The sequence below is a fragment of the Pseudoalteromonas sp. UBA2102 genome (assembly GCF_002331165.1).
Classification (GTDB): domain Bacteria; phylum Pseudomonadota; class Gammaproteobacteria; order Enterobacterales; family Alteromonadaceae; genus Pseudoalteromonas; species Pseudoalteromonas atlantica.
Window position 1 is genome coordinate 1 of the sequence record NZ_DCYU01000075.1, and the last position, 21,186, is coordinate 21,186.

At 40.1% G+C, this 21,186-nt stretch carries 15 protein-coding genes; 5 read left to right on the plus strand and 10 right to left on the minus strand.

The window, feature by feature from the left end; translation table 11 throughout:
* Positions 1 to 1,218, minus strand: a 1,218-nt coding sequence (locus B2R65_RS10550; protein ID WP_286742388.1) for a TonB-dependent receptor plug domain-containing protein, incomplete at its 3' end; no start/stop codon positions are given.
* A gap of 653 nt (positions 1,219 to 1,871) precedes the next feature.
* On the opposite strand from B2R65_RS10550, the gene B2R65_RS10555 reads away from it, so the two are divergent.
* Positions 1,872 to 3,497: an alpha-glucosidase family protein gene (locus B2R65_RS10555; RefSeq protein WP_096739693.1), complete on the plus strand. Its 1,626-nt coding sequence runs from the start codon at positions 1,872 to 1,874 to the stop codon at positions 3,495 to 3,497.
* A 126-nt stretch (positions 3,498 to 3,623) separates the two neighbouring features.
* Here B2R65_RS10555 and B2R65_RS10560 read toward each other — a convergent pair whose 3' ends face one another.
* A complete protein-coding gene (locus B2R65_RS10560) occupies positions 3,624 to 4,175 on the minus strand; it encodes a TIGR00645 family protein (RefSeq protein ID WP_286742392.1) in 552 nt (183 codons plus the stop codon).
* Positions 4,176 to 4,410: 235 nt separating this feature from the next.
* On the opposite strand from B2R65_RS10560, the gene B2R65_RS10565 reads away from it, so the two are divergent.
* On the plus strand, positions 4,411 to 4,653 hold the full coding sequence (locus B2R65_RS10565) for a hypothetical protein (protein WP_004587793.1): 243 nt from the start codon (positions 4,411 to 4,413) through the stop codon (positions 4,651 to 4,653).
* A gap of 119 nt (positions 4,654 to 4,772) precedes the next feature.
* Here the strand turns inward: B2R65_RS10565 and topA are convergent, their stop codons facing one another.
* Together topA and B2R65_RS10575 are read right to left on the minus strand one after the other, a co-directional pair.
* Complete coding sequence (gene topA, locus B2R65_RS10570; RefSeq protein WP_055253275.1) at positions 4,773 to 7,469, minus strand: type I DNA topoisomerase; 2,697 nt, start codon at positions 7,467 to 7,469, stop codon at positions 4,773 to 4,775.
* 249 nt (positions 7,470 to 7,718) lie between these two features.
* Positions 7,719 to 11,024 (minus strand): Ig-like domain-containing protein, encoded by a 3,306-nt coding sequence (locus B2R65_RS10575; RefSeq protein ID WP_286742397.1) that lies wholly within the window; start codon positions 11,022 to 11,024, stop codon positions 7,719 to 7,721.
* A gap of 188 nt (positions 11,025 to 11,212) precedes the next feature.
* Between B2R65_RS10575 and B2R65_RS10580 the strand changes: the two genes are divergently transcribed.
* A complete protein-coding gene (locus B2R65_RS10580; RefSeq protein WP_004587790.1) occupies positions 11,213 to 12,544 on the plus strand; it encodes a dicarboxylate/amino acid:cation symporter in 1,332 nt (443 codons plus the stop codon).
* 62 nt (positions 12,545 to 12,606) lie between these two features.
* On the opposite strand, the gene sohB is transcribed toward B2R65_RS10580, so the two are convergent.
* Together sohB and B2R65_RS10590 are read right to left on the minus strand one after the other, a co-directional pair.
* On the minus strand, positions 12,607 to 13,623 hold the full coding sequence (gene sohB, locus B2R65_RS10585; protein WP_029772521.1) for a protease SohB: 1,017 nt from the start codon (positions 13,621 to 13,623) through the stop codon (positions 12,607 to 12,609).
* A gap of 100 nt (positions 13,624 to 13,723) precedes the next feature.
* On the minus strand, positions 13,724 to 16,153 hold the full coding sequence (locus B2R65_RS10590; RefSeq protein WP_054982404.1) for a VolA/Pla-1 family phospholipase: 2,430 nt from the start codon (positions 16,151 to 16,153) through the stop codon (positions 13,724 to 13,726).
* A gap of 227 nt (positions 16,154 to 16,380) precedes the next feature.
* Between B2R65_RS10590 and B2R65_RS10595 the strand changes: the two genes are divergently transcribed.
* Positions 16,381 to 17,127 carry a YciK family oxidoreductase gene (locus B2R65_RS10595; RefSeq protein ID WP_004587787.1) on the plus strand — a complete coding sequence of 249 codons (747 nt, stop codon included), beginning with the start codon at positions 16,381 to 16,383 and terminating at the stop codon, positions 17,125 to 17,127.
* 228 nt (positions 17,128 to 17,355) lie between these two features.
* Here the strand turns inward: B2R65_RS10595 and rluB are convergent, their stop codons facing one another.
* The 4 genes from rluB to B2R65_RS10615 form a co-directional block, all read right to left on the minus strand.
* Positions 17,356 to 18,225, minus strand: coding sequence for a 23S rRNA pseudouridine(2605) synthase RluB (gene rluB, locus B2R65_RS10600; RefSeq protein ID WP_004587786.1), 870 nt, complete (start codon positions 18,223 to 18,225; stop codon positions 17,356 to 17,358).
* The gene (gene scpB / locus B2R65_RS10605; RefSeq protein WP_138685155.1) at positions 18,222 to 18,812 is read right to left on the minus strand and encodes an SMC-Scp complex subunit ScpB; all 591 of its coding nucleotides are present in this window, start codon (positions 18,810 to 18,812) and stop codon (positions 18,222 to 18,224) included. Before scpB ends, rluB begins: the two co-directional genes overlap by 4 nt.
* A gap of 151 nt (positions 18,813 to 18,963) precedes the next feature.
* Positions 18,964 to 19,485 carry an EF-hand domain-containing protein gene (locus tag B2R65_RS10610; RefSeq protein ID WP_248461386.1) on the minus strand — a complete coding sequence of 174 codons (522 nt, stop codon included), beginning with the start codon at positions 19,483 to 19,485 and terminating at the stop codon, positions 18,964 to 18,966.
* Positions 19,486 to 19,706: 221 nt separating this feature from the next.
* Positions 19,707 to 20,138, minus strand: a complete 432-nt coding sequence (locus tag B2R65_RS10615; RefSeq protein WP_004587783.1) for a hypothetical protein — start codon at positions 20,136 to 20,138, stop codon at positions 19,707 to 19,709.
* Between the two features lie 241 nt (positions 20,139 to 20,379).
* Between B2R65_RS10615 and xthA the strand changes: the two genes are divergently transcribed.
* Positions 20,380 to 21,186: an exodeoxyribonuclease III gene (gene xthA, locus B2R65_RS10620; protein ID WP_096041844.1), complete on the plus strand. Its 807-nt coding sequence runs from the start codon at positions 20,380 to 20,382 to the stop codon at positions 21,184 to 21,186.

Sequence of the window (21,186 nt, forward strand, 5' to 3'; positions counted from 1 at the left end):
ATTACCACCGTTAAATGTGTAACCTAGGTTATCTGCAACACCGCGAGCATCGCCTCGGCCTGTGCCAGAGTAGCTCTCAAGGCTCCAAATTTTACGGTCTACTTGAGAGTAACTTGCATCAAACTCTACTGACCATGAATCATCAATATCGTATTTAGTGTTAAAGCCAAACGCGGTTAATTCTGCTTCACGCTCTTCGTAGTCGTTACGCACAACCACACGTTGGCCATTTGTTACCGCACTGGTAATAAAACCACTTGCGTCATCTACAGCTACGCTTGCAGGGTCAATCGAACCTTGACCCCATGCGAATGGAATTTCGATACCACGTAAGATTTTTTCATCTGTAAAATCAACATATAACGCATCAAACGTCATGTTTAATTTGTCTGTAGGCGCGGCCTCTAGTACGAGCATTGCTGAGTCACGTTCAAGGGTTGATGAACGTACAAATGGTTTTGCACCCCCTAATATAGAGTACGTTTGACCATCATCAGCAGTAAATTCAGGGTAACCCCAAGCGTTCCAACGTTTTTCTTGATTTGGAGAGCTCATGGTATTTAGTGCAAACGCAACACCTATGGTGTCATCTGCAAATTGATCAATGTATGAAATAGTACCGCGGTAACCATCGTCGTTACCGTCTGGGTTTAGTTTATCAAAGCTAGTTTGCTCGTACTGGCCATTAACTTGAAATACACGCTCACCTTTACTTAAAGGACGTACGGTTTGCATGTTAATAACACCGGCAATACCTTCTGCTTCGATACTTGCATTAGGTGTTTTATAAACGGTAACACCGCTCATAATTTCTGATGGGTAAAGGTCAAACTCTACGCCGCGGTTATCGCCAATAGATACTTGCTCGCGGCCATTAAATGTGGTGCCACTTTCGTTTTCACCAAAACCACGAATTGATACTCTACTTGCGCGACCATCTAGGCGCTGCGCCGTTAAACCTGGTAAGCGTGCAATAGACTCAGCAATAGACGAGTCAGGAAGTTTACCTATATCTTCAGCTGAAATTGACTCAACGACTTGAGTAGAAAAACGCTTTGTGTTGATTGATTCTACAACACTGCCACGAAAGCCTTTTACTTCGATAACCTCAACGTCATCATTTTTAACTGTATCTTCTTGTGCTGCTACAGAGGCAAAGCTTGCTAATCCTGCAGTAGCCATTGCCAACGTTAATATACTTGGTTTGAACATAGACATGATGTTTTTCCCGTTACCCATATTGTGATACTCGCTTCTTTATTTGAGTGATAGTCAAACAGGCGAGCTAATTTTGTTGTCAGCATCAATATTAACGCTCGAATTATTTTATTAACAACTTTATGCATACGTATTCAGTACTATGCAAAACGCTAAAAGTTAACAATGAGTTCACAAATAAGACTTTAACCTACTGTTTTAAGTAGTTTTATTTTGGTGCAACTTAGTAATTTATTATCATTATAAAAATACATCAATAGTTTAACTGAAATTCCTGTGTCATCGTTTGTAAATAGCGTTAATTAAAGGTTTTTTATAAATTTACACGCTTATCTTTTGTAAAGATTATCAGATTAAATTGGTCTGACCAAAGAGTGGAATCACCAAAGCTGTGCAGCCCTTTAAAAATAAGCACCAAAATAGCCAGTTGTTTTAGTTACACATAAATAAACATGATTGGTAAAAGTGCTGCAGCGGTTTTTATGCGTAACTTTCCGCTTAGCTAAAACCGCTTTTATGTAAGTAAATTAGCTGCATACGTATGCAGACTTTTTACAGAGCAGCACCCTTCACGTATGCTTTTTGAAAATTTAGTGATTGTTTCAATCAAACTAATAACAATATAAATACTGTGTGGAACGACGGAGAAAAGCATGGCCCAACAGCAGTGGTATAAAGGTGCGGTTATTTATCAGGTTTACCCGCGAAGCTTTCAAGACAGCAATAACGATGGTATTGGTGATCTTAAAGGGATAATTAATCGCATTGATTACATTAAAAGCTTAGGCGTTGACGCTATTTGGATTTCTCCTTTTTTCAAATCTCCAATGAAAGATTTTGGCTACGACATAAGTGACTATCGCGATATAGACCCCATATTTGGTGACCTAAACGACTTTGATGAGTTAATAGATCAAGCACATAAACGCGACATTAAAATTATTATTGACCAAGTGTTAAGCCATACATCAGACCAACATCAATGGTTTTTAGATAGCCGCGAAAACCAAAACAATGATAAAGCTGACTGGTACGTATGGGCAGATGCTAAAGAAGATGGCACAGCGCCTAATAACTGGTTATCTATTTTTGGTGGCGGTGCTTGGCAATGGGAGCCTCGTCGCGGTCAATACTATTTACATAACTTTTTAACCGAACAGCCTGATTTAAACTTTCATAACCCAGATGTAAGAAAAGCTGTTTTAGAAAACGTAGAGTTTTGGCTTAAAAAAGGTGTAGATGGTTTTAGATTAGACGCTATTAACTTTTGCTACCACGATGCACAATTACGTGACAATCCTGCAAAGCCTAAAGATAAACGCCAAGGCCGTGGCTTTAGTGAAGATAACCCATACGCGTTTCAGTACCATTATTATAATAACACCCAACCAGAAAACATTGAGTTTATGCAAGACATACGTGCACTACTTAATAAATACCCGGGTACTGTATCACTTGGTGAAATTTCATCGGAAGATTCATTGGCAACAATGGCAGAATATACCCAAGGCGGTGATAAGCTGCATATGGGCTATAGTTTTGAGCTACTCACTGATGATTATTCAAGTGAATACATAAGAGAAACCGTACAGACCCTTGAGCAACGCATGACTGAAGGTTGGCCGTGCTGGGCGTTTAGCAACCACGATGTAGAGCGTGTCGCGAGCCGCTGGAGCCAAAATGGTGAAATAAACCCAGCACAATGCAAAATGCTTACAGCCCTACTTGCTTCATTACGTGGTAGCGTATGTATGTACCAAGGTGAAGAGCTGGGGCTAGGTGAAGCCTCTGTAGCATTTGAAGACCTACAAGACCCATACGGCATTACCTTTTGGCCAAACTTTAAAGGCCGCGACGGCTGTAGAACGCCAATGCCATGGGAAGGTAACAACACACAAAACGCAGGATTTAGTGCTGCTAAACCCTGGTTACCAGTTGATAGCGCGCATACGCAGCAGGCTGTGTCTGTACAAGATAAAGATGCAAACTCTATACTTAATGCCTACCGTGAGTTTATGGCATGGCGTAAACAGCATACTGTGTTATTAGCAGGCGATATTAAGTTTATTGATACTGCTGAGCCTATCCTCGCTTTTTACAGAACGCTAAACGAGCAAACTATGTTATGTGTGTTTAACTTAGCTGATACCAATCAAACATTTGAGTTGACTAAAACAGTGACTGAGGCGCATGACTCACTATCTCATTGTAATGCTACTTTAGATGGTAATAAGCTAAACATGAATGGTTTTGACTGTTACTTTGCTTTTGTAAAATAAGAATGCCCTGACGTATAATGCTCAAAAGCCCGATTTTATCGGGCTTTTTTGTGCGCTCAAATCGTGGGGCTGCTATAGCCGGTATTAAAACGAAATACCGGCCACCAAACCACTAACTTAACCTTTCTAATGTGATTGTGTTTTACTATTTAAATAATCAGTGAGCGCAAATAATACGCCAGAGCTTACAAAGGTGACATGGATAATCACTTTCCAAAATAACTCATCACTTGAATGAATATTAGAATTAATAAATACCTTTAAAAGCTCAACCGCAGATATAGCAACAATTGCGCTAATAAGCTTCATTTTTAAGCCTGAGAAACCTACTTTTCCCATCCATGACGGCCTATCTTCGTGGCCCTCAATATTAAGCTTTGACACAAAGTTCTCATAACCACTAAAAATAATAATAAGTAATAAACCAGCCAGTAAAGCGGTATCAACGAGGGTAAGTATACCCACTAATAACTCTTGGTTTGTTGCACTAAAAGTGGCAATACCCATTAAATAAAGTTGCTTAAAAAACTTTATTAATAGCAATATTACAGCAAATAGTAGGCCTATAAAAAACGGGGCTAATAACCAGCGCCCTTTAAATATAAACGACTCTAAGCCCTGCTCTACTTTGTGTATTTTACGAGGCGTACTGGTTGGTTTTGCTTGGTGTTCTGACATTAACTTATCTTTTTATAAAAAAGCGACCTTAGCTTATAATTTATTACAACACAATTACTTATATAATTATTTAAGCGTAATTTACTCATCTTGACGATAAAAATTTTTCGTTATCTTTTATTTTAATTTCGATTAAAAATTACTACACCAACAGAGTTGTTCTGCATTGGGCACTATTTAAATACAGCTTTAAAATGTATTTAAATCGTTAAACCATTTATTTAGGAATCAACAAATGAATAAAGCATTGCTAGCATTAATAGTTGCACCACTTTTTGCTGTTTCTGCAACGGTTGCAATCGCAGACGATGCACCAGTAGCTTCTGCACAAACAATTAAAGAATACACAGATATGTGTGTAAATTGGGCTAAAGATGATGATGTAAGTAACGACGATCTATTTGGCTATGTTCTTCAATGCGTTAATGATGAATTAGAGTCTGAAGGCTACAAAAAAGTATCTACTGTACAAATCTAAACAATAAAAAATATGCGGCTAATAAAGCCATTGCGACGCATATAATCATAAAAAAACCGGAATGACACAAGCTGTGCATTCCGGTTTTTATTTGTCTTAGGCTAAATAAATTTTAAGGTTTATTCAGCTTCTTTTTTTGCTTTAGGTTTAGCTGGCGATTTTTTTGCAGCCGCTTTCTTTTTAGGCGCTGCTTTTTTCTTCGCTTCTTCTACCCATTTACCCGCTTCGTAGTGAGCGGTCCAGCCTGTGGCTTTTCCGTCAACTTCAGTCATCACGTATTGCGCTTTATTTTTACGGCTATAACGTACTACGGCTAAATTACCATCAGGATCTTTTTCTGGCGCATCAGCTAAGTAATAAAACTTAGGTGAAATACGCTCTCTAAAACGCTTTAGCTCAGCCACTTTAGGCGCGCGCGTCTCGCGTGATTTAGGGAAAGTGTTAGCCGCCAAGAAAATACCTGCAGCCCCGTCACGTAAAACAAAATAAGCTTCTGACTTTTCACATTCAAGCTCAGGTATGTGCACAGGATCTTCTTTTGGTGGCGCAGCTTCGCCGTTTTTAAGTAACTTACGCGTATTTTTACACTCTTCGTTGTTACAGCCAAAATACTTACCAAAGCGGCCCGACTTAAGCTCCATGTCTGAGCCACATTTATCACATTCGATAATAGGCCCATCGTATCCTTTAATTTTAAAGGTACCTTGCTCAACGATATACCCTTCACATGCCGGGTTATTACCACAAACATGTAATTTACGGGTTTCGTCTATTAGGTAAGAGTCCATAGCCGTTTCACAGATTGGACAGCGCTTCATTTGCATTAATGTTTCAGTTTCAATGTCCTCAACATCTGCCGCAACCGCTTCATCCCCTGATACTAGGTTCATAGTGGTTGTACAACGCTCTTTAGGCGGTAAGTTATATCCTGTACAGCCTAAGAAAACACCCGTTGATGCCGTGCGAATACCCATTTTTCTGCCACACGTAGGGCAGTCAATGTCGGTTTCGACCATTTGATTAAGGCGCATTCCGCCTTGCTCTGGCTCATCTTTGGCTATGTTTAATTGCGTAGAAAAATCAGCATAAAACTTATCAAGCACTTGGGTCCATACACGCTCGCCTTCGGCGATATCATCTAAACGACCTTCCATTTTTGCGGTAAAATCAAAGTTCATTAAATCAGTGAAGTTTTCAACCAAACGGTCGGTTACTATTTCGCCCATTTTTTCAGCGAAGAAACGACGGTTTTCTACCCGTACATAACCACGGTCTTGGATTGTTGAAATAATTGATGCGTACGTAGATGGACGACCAATACCACGTTTTTCAAGCTCTTTTACTAAACTTGCTTCACTAAAGCGCGCTGGCGGTTTAGTAAAGTGCTGCTTAGGGTCAAGCTCAATTAAACTAAGTACTTCGCCTTCTTTTACTGCTGGCAGCGATTGATCTTCTTCATTCTTTTTACGTACCGCAGGTTGCACTTTTGTCCAACCATCAAAGCGAAGTACTCGCCCTTTTGCTTTTAGTTGAAACTCATCAGCGGCCACAGTAAGCGTTGTTAAGTCGTACTCTGCAGGTACCATTTGACAGGCAACAAACTGACGCCAAATTAATTCGTACAGTTTTTTGGCATCGGCATCAACACCTTCAACATGCCCAGAAAGTACAGTGACACTTGAAGGACGGATCGCTTCGTGCGCTTCTTGTGCATTGCCTTTAGAGCTGTAGCTAATTGGGTCTTTAGGTAAGTACTTTGCGCCAAACTCTTGGGTTACATAATCACGACACATTTCAACTGCATCTTTTGACAGATTAGTTGAATCGGTACGCATATAAGTAATGTAACCGCCTTCGTAGAGGCGCTGTGCAAGCATCATTGTTTTTTTAACGCCATAGCCTAAACGTGTACTGGCGGCTTGTTGCATGGTTGAAGTAATAAAAGGCGCACTTGGGCGGCTTTTGCTTGGTTTTTCTTCAACACTTATTACTTTATATTCGGCTGTCTCAAGGCTTTTAACTGCGGCTGTAGCCTGAGCCTCATTTACCGGCTTAAATGGCTTGTCTGCTTGTTTAGTGACTTCTAAGCGTAATTGTGACTCAGTATTTTTAACGTCGGCGTGTATATCCCAAAACTCTTCTGGAATAAACGCTTTAATTTCACGTTCGCGCTCTACTAATAAACGTACCGCAACCGATTGCACACGCCCAGCAGAAAGCCCGCGCGCTACTTTAGCCCATAATAATGGCGATACCATAAAGCCAACTACACGGTCTAAGAAGCGGCGTGTTTGTTGTGCATATACCATGTCGGTATTTAGTTCACCAGGTGTTTCAAACGCTTGTTGAATCGCATTTTTTGTAATTTCGTTAAATACAACGCGTTTATATTTTTCAGGCTCACCACCAATAATTTCTTGAAGGTGCCAAGCAATTGCTTCCCCTTCTCTATCCAAATCCGTTGCGAGATAAACTTGGTCTGCATTTTCGGCCAGCTTTTTTAACTCTTGAACTACTTTCTCTTTACCTGGCAAAATTTCGTAATGTGGCTCCCACCCTTTTTCAGGATCAATACCCATACGTGCAACTAAGTTAGTGTAATCTCGTTGCTGTTTATACGCTGCCTTTTCTTCAGGCTCCATTTTACGAACTTCAGCTGGCGTTTTAGTCGCCGGTACTTTAGCTTTGTTCGAACCTGAAGTAGGTAAATCACGCACATGTCCAATACTGGACTTTACGATGAAGTCTTTACCTAAGTATTTATTAATTGTTTTAGCCTTAGCAGGTGACTCTACAATTACTAGCGATTTGCCCATAGTTGCCTATTTCTAACCAAATATTTAAATGTGTTTTGCCGACATAAACGGCGCGAATATTTATAGGTATATCTACAAACACCTATTGTTACAAGCTTTTAATACAAACTTTTCAGTATTTACTGAATAAACAAACAATTTTTGTTGTTAAATTATACAAACCGGTGTTTTTAAAATAATTGCTGTGGAATATATAGAACACAAATAAAAAAGCCAACCTTAAGGTTGGCATTTTTTACATTCTACCGATTATAAATCGTCGGTTACGCTAACAGAAAGCGTACTTTCCAACCCTGAAGGCGCTTCGGCAGTAACGGTTAAAATACCACTAAACTGCTCATTTCCTCCATCTAAGTCTTCACGCGTAATACCAAATGATAAACCAACAGGCACAATACTTGTTGTATTAGGGTAAGTGTAATTATCACTACCTGTTAAAATACCATTGTCTGTGTCAATAGAGATGGTTGTTTCAGCAGGCATTGGGTTGTTATATATATCTGCTATAAATACCGTAAGCCCTAGGCTAGCAGTGCCTGATGCAGTTTGAGTTAAATCTATTGCATCAACCTGACACATTATTGCGCTAGTGGGATCGTTTTGCACACGGCGAACAAGTGGACTTGCAGGGTCGCTGTTTACACGTACCTCTGAAGCGGTTGCACCCGCGATAGCAGAACAATCATCCGCGTATGTAACTAGCCTAAAGTATGCAGTATCACCCGACATTACGATTTCTTGGTTTTGAAATACGTTAACCATTTGACGACTACAAATACCTGCGGCTTCGTCTTCTTCACGACACAGTAAGCCGTTGTATAGGCCATTTTCTGTGGTCCATGTACCATTGCCATCAAAATCAACAAATTCTTCAAACTCATCACCGGTTGAGTTATCGCGTGAACATGGGTCGGTTCCATCATTACAATCTTTACCGCCATAGGTGCCATCTTCATTGTTATCGATAAAGGCTTCCGGAATATCAAATAAATCATCAAAAAAGTCTTCACTGTCAAAGTAGCCGTTGCCATTTAAATCAGAGAACGTTTCTTCACCAATTGCATAAGCATGTACAGTGGCACGTCCACCTAACGGTAAATCTACCGTTAAGTCATTATTTAAAATTCCTAATGGGCATGGTAAGCCACCATCACACTTTTGCGTAATGGTATTTTCATACATAGAGTCAGTAAACGGGCGTGGGTTACTGCTGGTCCACGTTACGCTACACGTACCATTGGTTGTTGTACAACTTGGCTCTATTACGCCCCCTTCTGTGATAAAGCTAACAGCTGTTCCATCTGGCACAGGGTTGTTGAAGTGATCAGCTAGGCGAGCATTAACCGATACCGTATTACCATCAACATTTAACGCATGAGGGTTAAATATAGAACGCGATAGCGAAAAGCTATTTTGATCCGCAATGCCTGTACTAATTACAAGAATATCTGAAGGGGCGGTTACAATAACCCTGTCGCCATCTACGTCTTCTTCGCTAGATGCGATAACACGCACAGGCGTAGCAATTGAACCCGATTGAACTGAGGTAGTCACTTCACCGCTGGCATTAGTAATTGCACTGGCTGTGCCTAACGTTATACCACCGACTGCCGTTGACAGCTCAAAGTTAACCGTTCTTGAAGCTAAATCATTGCCATTTGAATCCACAAGTTTAAATGTTACTTCAGAGATTTCAGTTCTGTCAGCACCACCCGTACCTTTTAATGCAATTACTGGCTCAGTCACTTCTACAAATTGTAAAAAGCCAATATTGGCAGGTGATACATTTATAGTGGTACTAGCAGAAACCGTATCGCCACCGGTGATCACGGTAGCCGTAATTATATCCCCACCCACACAAGTAAGCGGACGGTATGTAGAGCGTGCAAAGCCGCCAATACTGGTTACTGTTTCATCTATAAGTGCTTGGCCAGAGCCAACACAACCAGATGAAAATTCAACAGTAAGTGGTGTGGTATATAGCTCACCGTCTTTTGAGATTTCAATTGAGATAAGTGCTGTTGCACCTGCAGCTAATAGCTCATCGTCTGCAACCGAGCTGCTAATAGCAATTTCAACATCTACAGCAGCAATTTGAAATGCCTTAGTTAAATCGCTATCGAGCACTGACACAGTAATTTCACCGGCGCCTACATCTTGACCAGGAACTATATCTAAAAGTGCGATACCATTTGCATCGGTAATAGCCGTGCCAGTTGAAGGTGTGATTGAGCCAATTGTTGTACTCGCTGTTACTAGAGTTTGCGTAAGAGGAGTTGTCGAATTCTCGTTAGTCACTTCGATATAAAGAATCGCTGTTGAATCACCTGAGATACTAGTTACTAGATCACACTGGCTTGCATCTCTTTGAGATTTAAAGTCTGCTGGACAATTTTCTAGGATTGAAAAACTAATATCTGCAGTACTTTGGTCTGGATTTACAGCATCACCTTTTGTATAAAAACCCAGCGTTTGCTCAACACCTTCGTACTGGGCTGTTATAACGCCTGCACCTTCTACAGTACCCGAAGTTAAGTTAATTGATGCAACACCACTTTCATTCGTTAGTGCAGTACCAATACTTGGTATTAAGTTACCTAAAGTTGATGAGAAGTTTACAACTGCCCCTTCAACTTCAACGCCATCTCCGTCAAGAATAGTTGCTTTAACAACTGCGCTATCTGCGGCGCTGATTGTGCTAATTTCTGATAACGTCGTTGAAGAGGTAAGGCTTAAACCGATAGAAAAGTCTAATGATTCACCTTGAATGGGCGCATCCCCTTCAGTTGTAAATGTATAACCTTCAGAGCTATAAACAGTATTTTCGTTATCGGTGTAGGTGGCCACAATAGAGCCAGCCCCAGCTTCAGTCCCTGCAAGCAAGCTAATTGTTGCAATGCCTTGTTCGTTTGTTAAAGCTGTACCATTTGTAGGATTTATACTCCCTAAACCAGTAAGTACAAACTCAATTAATTGGTAAGCAGCGGGTTCATTATCAATTAATAGTTCAACCTGCGCGGTAACAGGGTTTAAATAATCAACACTTCGAGTCGTAGCCCCAGATGAATCAACAAGCGTTACACTCAATTGTGGATCTGTTGATTGTGCGCCATCCGACTCAAATGCAAACGTATCGGTGTAACTTTCGCCATCTACTGTATAGGTTGCTGTTACTTCACCAGCTCCTGCATTTTCACCCGCGGTAAGTTCCAGTATCGCTATACCATCTGATTGGGTTAACGCTGTACCTGCTATAGGGTTTAGTTCACCAATTGAGTCAGCAAGGGTAAAAGTAATACGCTCACCTGACACTGCATCGCCATCTTCATCTTCTAAAGTAGCTCTAAGCTCTAAAGGAGCAGCCGCTGTGACCGTGTTTGACTCAGTGTCACTAGATTGTAAGTAACCTTTTAAAGTTACCGTGTAAGTGGATGTTTCTGTAGTAGAATCGCCATCATCTCCGATGGTGCCGTCTTTTTCGATTGTTCCACCACCACCACAAGCGCAAAGCAAAATGCTAAATAGTGTAATGCTGAGTAGTCGCGTTAAAGGCATGGACCTCTCCCTAGCGTTGTTATTATTTACTAATAGTTGTTTACCTAATATTAACCTATAACTTAGTCTAATATCACAGTTTTTTGTCACTTTTTTATGTAAATAATTCCGCAAAGGCTATTTTTTTCTGTAGTAAATATTTCCTTGCTGGTAGTCTATGGCAAATTTGAAAAAATAGATTAGGGAATATGTCTAAAATACGTTCAATGAGTTTAACTACCCGTATCATGATTGGCATGGCACTGGGTATTGCAGTAGGCTTTTTATTTCAGGCTATATTAGCTGGTGAAGACGATTATCTAATTCCTCTTGGGTTATTCTCTTTGCCAATTAAAGCTTTTTTTGTAGATGGCCTTTTCCATGTTGGCGGACAAATTTTTATTGCCAGCTTAAAAATGTTGGTTGTTCCGCTGGTATTTGTATCGCTTGTATGTGGTACGTGTAGCTTGAGCGATCCTAAAAAATTAGGCCGTTTAGGTGGTAAATCAATTGGCTTATATTTAGTTACAACTGCCGTGGCAATTACCGTAGCTATTTCACTAGCGTTATTATTTAACCCAGGTCAAGGCATTGCACTGCCATCAGATGCAAGCTTTAATGCTAAAGAAGCCCCTACCTTAGCGCGAGTGATTATCGATATGTTCCCTACTAACCCATTCGAAGCAATGGCTAAAGGGAACATGCTGCAAGTTATTGTGTTTGCGCTTTTATTTGGTGTATCAATGGCGCTAAGTGGCAAAGCAGGTAAACGCGTAGCCGCAGTATTTGAAGATTTAAACACGGTTATTTTAAAACTAGTAACGCTACTAATGAACATTGCGCCTTACGGTGTGTTCTTTTTAATGGCTAAACTTTTTACCACTATCGAAATGGGATTAATACTCAGCCTAGCTAAGTACTTCCTTGTAGTAGTGGCGGCGTTATTAATTCACGCGTTTATTAATTACAGTATTATTTTAAAAGTATTAACAGGCCTTAACCCGCTTACCTTTTTAGCTAAAATGAAACATGCGTGTTTATTTGGTTTTAGCACTTCAAGCTCAAGCGCAACTATGCCTATTACACTTGAAACTGCGACCAAAAAACTCGGCGCTAATAACTCGGTTGCCTCTTTTACTATTCCGCTAGGCGCTACCATTAACATGGATGGCACAGCCATTATGCAAGGCGTGGCAACAGTATTTATTGCACAAGTGTTTGCTGTTGATTTAACGATTTCTGATTACTTAATGGTTATTCTAACCGCAACGCTTGCCTCGGTAGGCACTGCGGGCGTGCCTGGTGTGGGTTTAATCATGCTTGCAATGGTACTTAACCAAGTAGGTTTACCAGTAGAAGGGATTGCAATTATTATTGGTGTTGACAGATTACTCGATATGACGCGCACAGCCGTTAATATAACGGGTGACTGTATGGTAACTTGTGTCGTTGCTAAGTCAGAAGGTCAATTAGATGAAACAATATTTAACGACCCGAACGCAGCTAAAGACTTAGAAGATTACCACAAATCTACTGAGTAATTATTTAAGCCCATAAAAAAACCCTTGCTAAGCAAGGGTTTTTTATTACCCATAATAACGTTTTATGGGTTCATTGCTTTAAAACGCGACATTAAATTAACGCCTGCTTTATTTACAGAGCTACTAAGCCCAATTGCTAACTTATCACTTAATCCTTTCTTAATTTTGTATTTTACTTTGTATATTTGACGCTCAGCTTGTTGCTCTAATAACGCATCATCACTGGTTTTAATTACATCAACTAAGCCCTTTTCAATTGCTTGTGTTGCAAACCAGTGCTCGCCCGTTGCCACATTATCAATATTAAGTGTTGGCCGTTGGCTGCTTACAAACTCTTTAAACAAACCATGTGTTTGCTCTATTTCATCACGAAACTTTTCGCGGGCTTTATCTGTGTTTTCGCCGAACAAGGTTAACGTACGTTTAAATTCGCCTGCAGTAATTTGCTCAAACTCTACATCGTTTTTCTTTAAAATTTTATTAAAGTTAGGTATTTGTGCAATTACACCAATAGAGCCAACTATAGCAAAAGGAGCCGCTAATATTTCATCGGCCACACAGGCCATCATGTAACCGCCACTCGCTGCTACTTTATCAATAGAAACCGAAAGCTTAATACCTGCAGTTTTAAAACGCTGTAATTGCGATGCAGCTAAACCATAGCCATGCACCACGCCGCCCCCACTTTCTAAGCGAACTAATACTTTATCTTTCTCAGGATTAGCAATGGCAATAATTGCGGTCACTTCTTCGCGTAGGCTTTCAACTTCATGAGCGTCCATACTACCTATAAAATCAATAACATATAGGCGTGGCTTCGGCTCATCATTTGCCGCTTTTTTAGACTCGACTTTTTGCGCTTTATGATGCGCCTTTAACTCTTTTTTAGTTAAAGTATTCTCTAAAAAACTGTGTTTTAAGTCATCTAGTTGCTCAGACAAATCGTCTATTTCTATGGCTCCTTTTTTAGCTTTAGGTTTTACTGCTGAACCCACAATAAGGGTTAAAATAATTGCAATAGCAATAACAAAGGTAACCGTTTTAGCAAAAAACAAACCGTATTCGTATAAAAATTCCAACTGGTCTCTCCATTTATAAATTTAAGCTAATTTATCATGCTTTATAACAAAAAAAAGCCACTAAACAGTGGCTTTTCAAGGTTAATAAGGTATTTGCTGATTAATCAGTCACAACCTCTGGGTTACTGACTAATAACATACGCCCGCGTGCAGCTAAATAAGTAGCTACTTGGAGCTGCATTTCAGCGTTTGCTGCTGCACTGCCCTCAACAGTTGCCGCTTGGGCGTCGTCTTGTGCTGGCGTTAAAATTGAGCCATGGTGCCCTTTTGTAAATTTCACCAAATAACTCGCCGGGGTTTCACTTAGTGCTTGTGAAGTGCTTACTGTTTCAAGCCCCATTAATGTTGCTAACGGAATTGTGCCCGATATAGGGTTATTTGCTGCCGCTGGCGGAATAACTTGGTCTGGTTTGTTATCTGCGCCATCGCCTACAACTACATTAGTGTATACAGGGGTACCTAATGCATTTACCGCTGCTGCGTAATTTGTTGGGTCTCCGCTATCAAGTGCGGTTTGCGCTGCAAAAGCAAACTCGGTCATTACCGCTTGAATGTTAGCAAGTTTTGTAGTTTCCCCTGCCGTAGTAAGTGAGGTTACATACGCCTGATAGCCACAAGTTAAAAACGCTTCCATATCTGGTAATAATGTACCACAGTTTGAAATAGCATCTGCTTGTAAAAACTCGTTAAACTCTTGCGACTCTGCTGTACCAGCTTGCGATAATACAGAGCCTTGAATAAATGGCCCAAACGCAGCCGATTCAAGTAAAAAGCTTGCTATACCGCCACCGCCACTGGCAAGTGCTACCGTGTTTACCTTAAATAATGGGTCAACTGTATCTGCAAGCGGAGTATTAGCCTGAGCTATAAATGCAGGTGCAACAATAGATCCTAAAGAATGCCCTACATAAGTTACATCTTGTGCGTTAATTGTCGCATCATTAATAAAGTTTAAACCTAAGCGTAAGCCTAATAAATCTGCTGATGATTGACGCAAGCTATCACGAGCCACTAACAACGAGTTTAAGTTCATGTAACTTAGTACTGAGCCCGTCGTCGCATTAAAGTCATCTGTCCCATCAGCATCAACATCTACACCACGCTCACCATGGCGAGGATGGTCAATCGCCGCTGTGGCAAAACCTTGAATTGACAGTTGTGCAGTTAATGCCAACATGCTTTCTTTGTCGGTTGTTATACCGTGTTGCATAATAACAACTGGCCAGCCAGTTTCTGGCATTTCAATTGGATCAAGACCTTGTGAATCACGAATAAAATTAATAACCGGTAAAATAGGTTTGGTTATTTGCACTGGCACATTCGCCATGCTTTGCACTTTAGGAATTGAGTTATACTTAGTTAAGTGGCGCGTAGTGTCTAAACCTAAATCACGCAACTGTCCGTCACTTAGCGCAGCACAAAGCCCATCATTATCACTAATTGGCTCTGCAGGGAAAGCCTCACCCGCTGCAGCTTTGTAACCTAAAACAGCTACCGCGTTGTCACACATACCTTGCCAATATGTATCATTTAAATCGCTTATTTCAGTGCCTGTTGGGGTGCCTAAATACATAGGTAACATAACGCTACCTTTTAAATATTGCACACCAGAGAACGCATCCGATACGCTAACACCCGCAGCTGCAAATACTTGCTGCACATTTACCATTGCTTGTTCAGGTACACTTACCATTGGTGTTGGTAATGCATCATTTTGTAAGCTAGCTGCCAGTAAGTTTTTAATTGTGCCAAGCACAGGGCCTGCTGATTGAATGGTCATAGCAGCAGAAAATATAATATCATCTTTTGTAATATCACCTGAGCTTACAACCACATTCTCATAGCTATTTACTGCCGCTTGAAGACCAAGCTGAGCATCAGTAATCAATGGAGCTTCTTCACTTACAGAAGCGTAAGTAGAAGAAGGCTGAATAGAACGCCCTTGAGAGTCTTTTAATCCAGTGGTTAATACATTTATGTATGAACTTCCTGGTGTGAAAGGTTTTAATGGGATAATAGCAACTGCATCGCCAGAGGCTTGAGAAATAAAGTCTACGCCGTAGGTTAATTCACCTACCAATTTACACGCTGAACCAGCTGTAACAACAGCACATTCTGCATCAGTTAAGCTTGCGCCCATAACCACTTCAAAAATTCTTACTGTACCAGGCGACGCTGCAGAGGTTTCATCAAGCGATACGCCTGTAGGGAAAGTTAAATCAATTTTATAAGGCACTTGCGATGACCAGCCATCTAACGCACCTAGCGCTAATTGCGGATCTGCATAAGCAGTGCGAGGCACAGAGACGTTATCATCGTCTAATTCACCTGGAATATTAATTGTGCCGTCTTGAGTGCCGCTCATTAATAAATCGTTAGGGACAGATAAAACCCCATTTGCAGGGTCAAAGGTCACCGTGGCATTAGGTATTATGGTTGCAGTATCGTTTTTAACATCTTCTAATGTTTCTCCGCCGCCACAACCTGCTAACGCAGCTGTAACCGAGAGTGAGAGTAGCATTTTTTTCATATTGTTGGCTCCGCACATATCTTTATTTTTATAGTGTGTTCGTTCAAAGTAAGTGTGTTTAATCAGTGTAGTAAAGTTAAAACAATGTAATCAGTTTATTAATGAGACATTAGACCAGTTAAACTTAACGTAAAGTTTATAATTCCGCCACCTAAATTTTCAATAAATTCGATTACTTGACGATTTGCTATGTTAAAATCAAAAAAATTTTATAAATTGGTATTTATATGCAAACTTATCAAGCAACTCCAAATGCACTTCAAAATAAAGTAATTTTAATTACAGGTGCCGGCGATGGTATTGGCCGCGTAGCAGCAATTACCTATGCAAAGCATGGCGCGACAGTTATTTTACTTGGTAAAACTACAAATAAGCTCGAATGCGTTTACGATGAGATTGTCAATGCTGGTTACCCCCAGCCTGCTATTGTGCCAATGGACTTAAAAGGCGCAACAAAACAAAACTACCGCGATTTAGCAGCTACAATCGAAAGTCAATTTGGCCGATTAGACGGCTTATTAAATAATGCCGGTATTTTAGGTTCGCTCGGGCCACTTGAGCACTTTTGCTCTTCTACGTTTGAAAACATCATGAAAGTGAATGTTACTGCGCAAGCAATGATCACCAAAGCGCTATTCCCTGTGCTGCGTAAATCAGAAAATGCCTCTATTGTTTTCACTTCATCAAGCGTTGGCCGTAAAGGGCGCGAATTTTGGGGGCCTTATGCAATATCTAAATTTGCAGTTGAAGGCATGATGCAAACATGGGCCTGCGAAGTAGGTAAAACCAATATCCGTGTAAATTGTATAAACCCTGGCGCAACGCGTACCTCTATGCGCGCATCAGCCTACCCAGGGGAGGATCGCGATAAGCTTGCTACCCCAGAAGATTTAATGCCAACGTATTTATATTTAATGAGTGATGACTCGAGCGATGTAAACGGTGAATCTCTCGATGCGCAACAAAAAAAGTAAACTACATTTTTAATTATAAAAAAAGCCGCATACATTGCGGCTTTTTTGTCGGTAATTTTTGGTAATTATACCAATTCGCTTAATTAAATTATCTATTTTAAGGCTAGAAAAACGTGTTGTTCGCTTGGCAAAAAATTCGCTATTTAGCTGTTCTAAATGAGCATTTTTTTACCTCGGTAGCGACACGTTTAGCCCCGCAAAATGATTAAGTATTATTACGGATTGGTATTACTTACGCTTAGTTTGCTTAACACGTTGGTTATGCTTTTTAACCGCTTTACGAATTTGGTTAATTTTAGCACGCTTGTCTTTGCGTTTTTCAGGCATAACCGACAGTTTAGTTTGTGTTTCGCGGCCTAATTTAACGGTTTTACGTAAATAGTTAACGGTTTCTAAATCAAGTTCAGCCCAGCCACCTTGGGGAAGGCGCTTATCTAGCTCTAATTTTCCATAACGAATACGAATAAGGCGCGATACTTCTACATCCTGCGATTGCCATAAGCGGCGAACTTCGCGGTTACGTCCTTCGTTTAGCGTTACATTGTACCAACGGTTAATGCCTTCACCACCCAAAGATTTAACCGTTAAAAATTTAGCAGGACCATCTTCAAGCTCTACGCCACGCGTTAGGTTTTTAATGGTTTCATTGGTCACTTCACCAAATACACGGGCTGAATATTCACGCTCAACTTCATAACTTGGGTGCATTAAGCGGTTCGCTAACTCACCATCGTTGGTAAATAACATTAAACCTGCCGTGTTAATATCTAGACGACCAACAGCAATCCAACGCTCACCGTCTATGCGTGGTAAACGGTCAAAAACAGTACGACGTCCTTCTGGGTCTTTACGTGTACTTAACTCCCCTTCTGGCTTGTTGTACATAATTACACGACAAATACGGTCGGCTTTTTCTTCAATTTTTACGCTGTGGCCATCAACACGTATTAAGTCTGTTTCTTCAACACGGTCACCTAATTTAGCCACTTTACCATTAACACTAACGCGGTTTGCATCAATGTATTTTTCCATTTCACGTCGTGAGCCTACCCCTGCACGGGCTAGGACTTTTTGTAACTTTTCACCTTGAATACTCATTCGGATGGTTCTCTCACAGAAGGATCACTTAATAACTGGTTTATTTTACTTTCCTGTTGCGCTGGCAATGCAGGGAGTTCATCTAAACCGGTTAACGAAAAATAATCTAAAAATAATTTTGTTGTGGCATAAAGCGCTGGTTTACCAGGTACTTCTTTATGCCCTACTACTTTAACCCACTCTCGCTCAAGGAGGGTTTTAATAATTGCTGATCCGGTTGTTACGCCTCGTACTTGCTCTATTTCACCACGCGTTATTGGTTGCCTGTAGGCAATTAACGACAATGTTTCTAGTAGTGCGCGAGAGTACTTAGGTGCCCGTTCTTGCCATAAATTACTAAGCCAAGGGCTTAAACTACTACACGCTTGAAAGCGATAGCCACTGCCTACTTCAACTAGCTTAATGCCACGTGTTTGATAGTGGGTATGTATAGCGTCTATTGCAGTGTTAATTCGTGACATAGAAATAGCTAAATCAGCAAGTACAGTATCTTTTAAGTGGCGTTTGCTAACAGGTTTGTCTGCGACAAATATAGCCGCTTCAATGATCTCAATTAATTGTTCATCACTAATTCGACGACCCGTCATAATATTTTGCTTTGCCCTTTAAAATACGTAGCCATCTATTATGACAGAACATCGCAAAAGGGGGAAAATATATCTGCTTTTAAAACAAATTAAATGCACAAAAAAGCCAGCAATTAATGCTGGCTCTTATGTGTAGCGTATTTAGCTAATATTAGCTGTTTTTATAATGCTTTAGTGCATCATCTTCAGCAACGGCTTTACCGTATTTGCTAATGTAGCCTTTAAACTCACCTTTACTGATGCGCTTATCATTGTTGCCATCCATGTAACCAAAATGGTTTGAAATATCATCATCGTCAGCTTCTTCTACTGAGATGTAACCATTTCTGTCGTTATCTAAACTTCTAAAATCATTTTCGATTTTATCAAATTTAGCTATTTTAGCTTTAAATGCCGACTCACTTACTTCGCTATCAGTAGCTACCTTACCGGTATTTAATTGCATGTAAGTGTTAAATTCTTTACGACTGATCTCGTTATCCATATTGGTATCAATATTTGAAAAGTGGCCCCAGATGCTATTGTCATCTGCTTCTACTTTTGAAATATAACCATCACTGTCGTTATCTAAACTTGCAAAATCGCTATCGATTTTTTCAAGGCCTTGGTTAGAGGCACATGCGGCTAAACTTAACGAAGCTAAAATAGTTGTTGCGAGTGTTAACTTTTTCATAAGACGTATCCTTGTAGTTAGTAAATGTCACTTTAACTAATACAAGTCCAATGCCAAAATGCACAAGCCGCCAACAATCAATAAGTTACGTGTGTTTAGCTTGTTTTGTATACATTAATCAATTACTTAGCTTTGCAATGATTGCTGAATACCTTGTAATTTTTGCAAAAAAATACCCAGTACAAACTGGGCATTATTTTAATCTACATGTTACCGCGCAATTAGATTGCTGCGTTTTGGTAACGCTTTACAAATTCAGTTACGTTTTGTCCGTTACACTTTAACGAGTTTAAGTTACCAATTTTTTGGCGAACAGGCGCAAGGCCTTGCTTTAACGCTGTGATACATAACTGTGTTTCTTGGTGTGCATCTTTTGCAAACACTTCAACTTTTGATTCAGCAGCTTGGTTAGACGTTACTTTTTTAGCAATGTCGCGAATATCTTGACCATTACATAAAACACTTTTAGAAAAACGCGATAAGTATACACCGTGTTGTGCTGCTTCTTTACGCGCTGCGCTGAAGCCTTCATTTGCACTTAATACACATAATTTAGATTCAAGTTTATTATCTTGGCTAAAGTAAGTGTTGCTTTTTGCTGATACAGACGCAGAGGCTAATAAAGCAGTAGCTAAAAGTAATTGTGTTTTCATGAGAGAGATCCTATTTGAACGACTAAACAAGTAATTTTTGCGCATTATATATTCAATAATTACGAGATCAATTGAATTTTTTATTTATTTAAATAATTAATAAAGCATTTACAATGTTTAAACTTTACGCACCAATTGATCAACATTTGCGCAGCTATTTTCTCATTTCGATCATGTTATGTAGGCTTATTTACTGATACAATTTAGTTATAAAAACAGAGTCTAATTAAAGGTAAATTTTATGAAGGTTATTTCTTTCAATATCAATGGTCTGCGAGCTCGCTTACACCAGTTACAAGCAATTATAGATAAACACCAGCCAGACATTATTGGTTTGCAAGAAATTAAAGTTCATGATGAGGCGTTCCCTCTCGAGGACGTACAAAAAATGGGTTACCACGTTTATTTTCATGGTCAAAAAGCGCACTATGGTGTGGCAATGTTATGCAAAAATGAGCCTAAATCGGTCTTAAAAGGTTTTGCCAGCGACACTGAAGAAGCACAAAAACGCATGATAAGTGTGACAGTTGAGCAAGAAAATGGCCGCGACCTAACGGTAATGAATGGTTATTTCCCACAAGGCGATAATATAAATCACGAAACAAAATTCCCTTATAAGCGCCAGTTTTACAAAGATTTAATGACCCATTTAGAAACAAACCACACGCCCGATGAAGACGTTATTGTTATGGGCGATATCAATATTTCGCCTACCGACTTAGATATTGGTATTGGTGAAGTAAACGCTAAACGCTGGCTTAAAACAGGTAAGTGCTCGTTTCAACCAGAGGAGCGCGAATGGCTTGCTAAATTATTAAATTGGGGCTTTAAAGATACCTTCAGAGAGCAAAACCCTGATACAAGCGACAAATATTCGTGGTTTGATTATCGCTCTAAAGGGTTTGTGGATAATCGTGGCCTACGTATTGATGTTGTACTTGCTACCCATGCCCTTGCCGAGCGCTGTATTGATACCGGCATAGATTACGAATTACGCGGCATAGAAAAGCCCTCTGACCATGCCCCTATTTGGTCAACTTTTAAATAA

Coding starts and splice junctions, on each gene's coding strand:
- B2R65_RS10580 (WP_004587790.1), top strand. CDS start 11,213: ATGTCTAAAATACGTTCAATGAGTTTAACTACCCGTATCATGATTGGC.
- xthA (WP_096041844.1), top strand. CDS start 20,380: ATGAAGGTTATTTCTTTCAATATCAATGGTCTGCGAGCTCGCTTACAC.
- B2R65_RS10575 (WP_286742397.1), bottom strand. CDS start 11,024: ATGCCTTTAACGCGACTACTCAGCATTACACTATTTAGCATTTTGCTT.
- B2R65_RS10595 (WP_004587787.1), top strand. CDS start 16,381: ATGCAAACTTATCAAGCAACTCCAAATGCACTTCAAAATAAAGTAATT.
- scpB (WP_138685155.1), bottom strand. CDS start 18,812: ATGACGGGTCGTCGAATTAGTGATGAACAATTAATTGAGATCATTGAA.
- topA (WP_055253275.1), bottom strand. CDS start 7,469: ATGGGCAAATCGCTAGTAATTGTAGAGTCACCTGCTAAGGCTAAAACA.
- B2R65_RS10565 (WP_004587793.1), top strand. CDS start 4,411: ATGAATAAAGCATTGCTAGCATTAATAGTTGCACCACTTTTTGCTGTT.
- rluB (WP_004587786.1), bottom strand. CDS start 18,225: ATGAGTATTCAAGGTGAAAAGTTACAAAAAGTCCTAGCCCGTGCAGGG.
- B2R65_RS10560 (WP_286742392.1), bottom strand. CDS start 4,175: ATGTCAGAACACCAAGCAAAACCAACCAGTACGCCTCGTAAAATACAC.
- B2R65_RS10615 (WP_004587783.1), bottom strand. CDS start 20,138: ATGAAAACACAATTACTTTTAGCTACTGCTTTATTAGCCTCTGCGTCT.
- B2R65_RS10610 (WP_248461386.1), bottom strand. CDS start 19,485: ATGAAAAAGTTAACACTCGCAACAACTATTTTAGCTTCGTTAAGTTTA.
- B2R65_RS10555 (WP_096739693.1), top strand. CDS start 1,872: ATGGCCCAACAGCAGTGGTATAAAGGTGCGGTTATTTATCAGGTTTAC.
- B2R65_RS10590 (WP_054982404.1), bottom strand. CDS start 16,153: ATGAAAAAAATGCTACTCTCACTCTCGGTTACAGCTGCGTTAGCAGGT.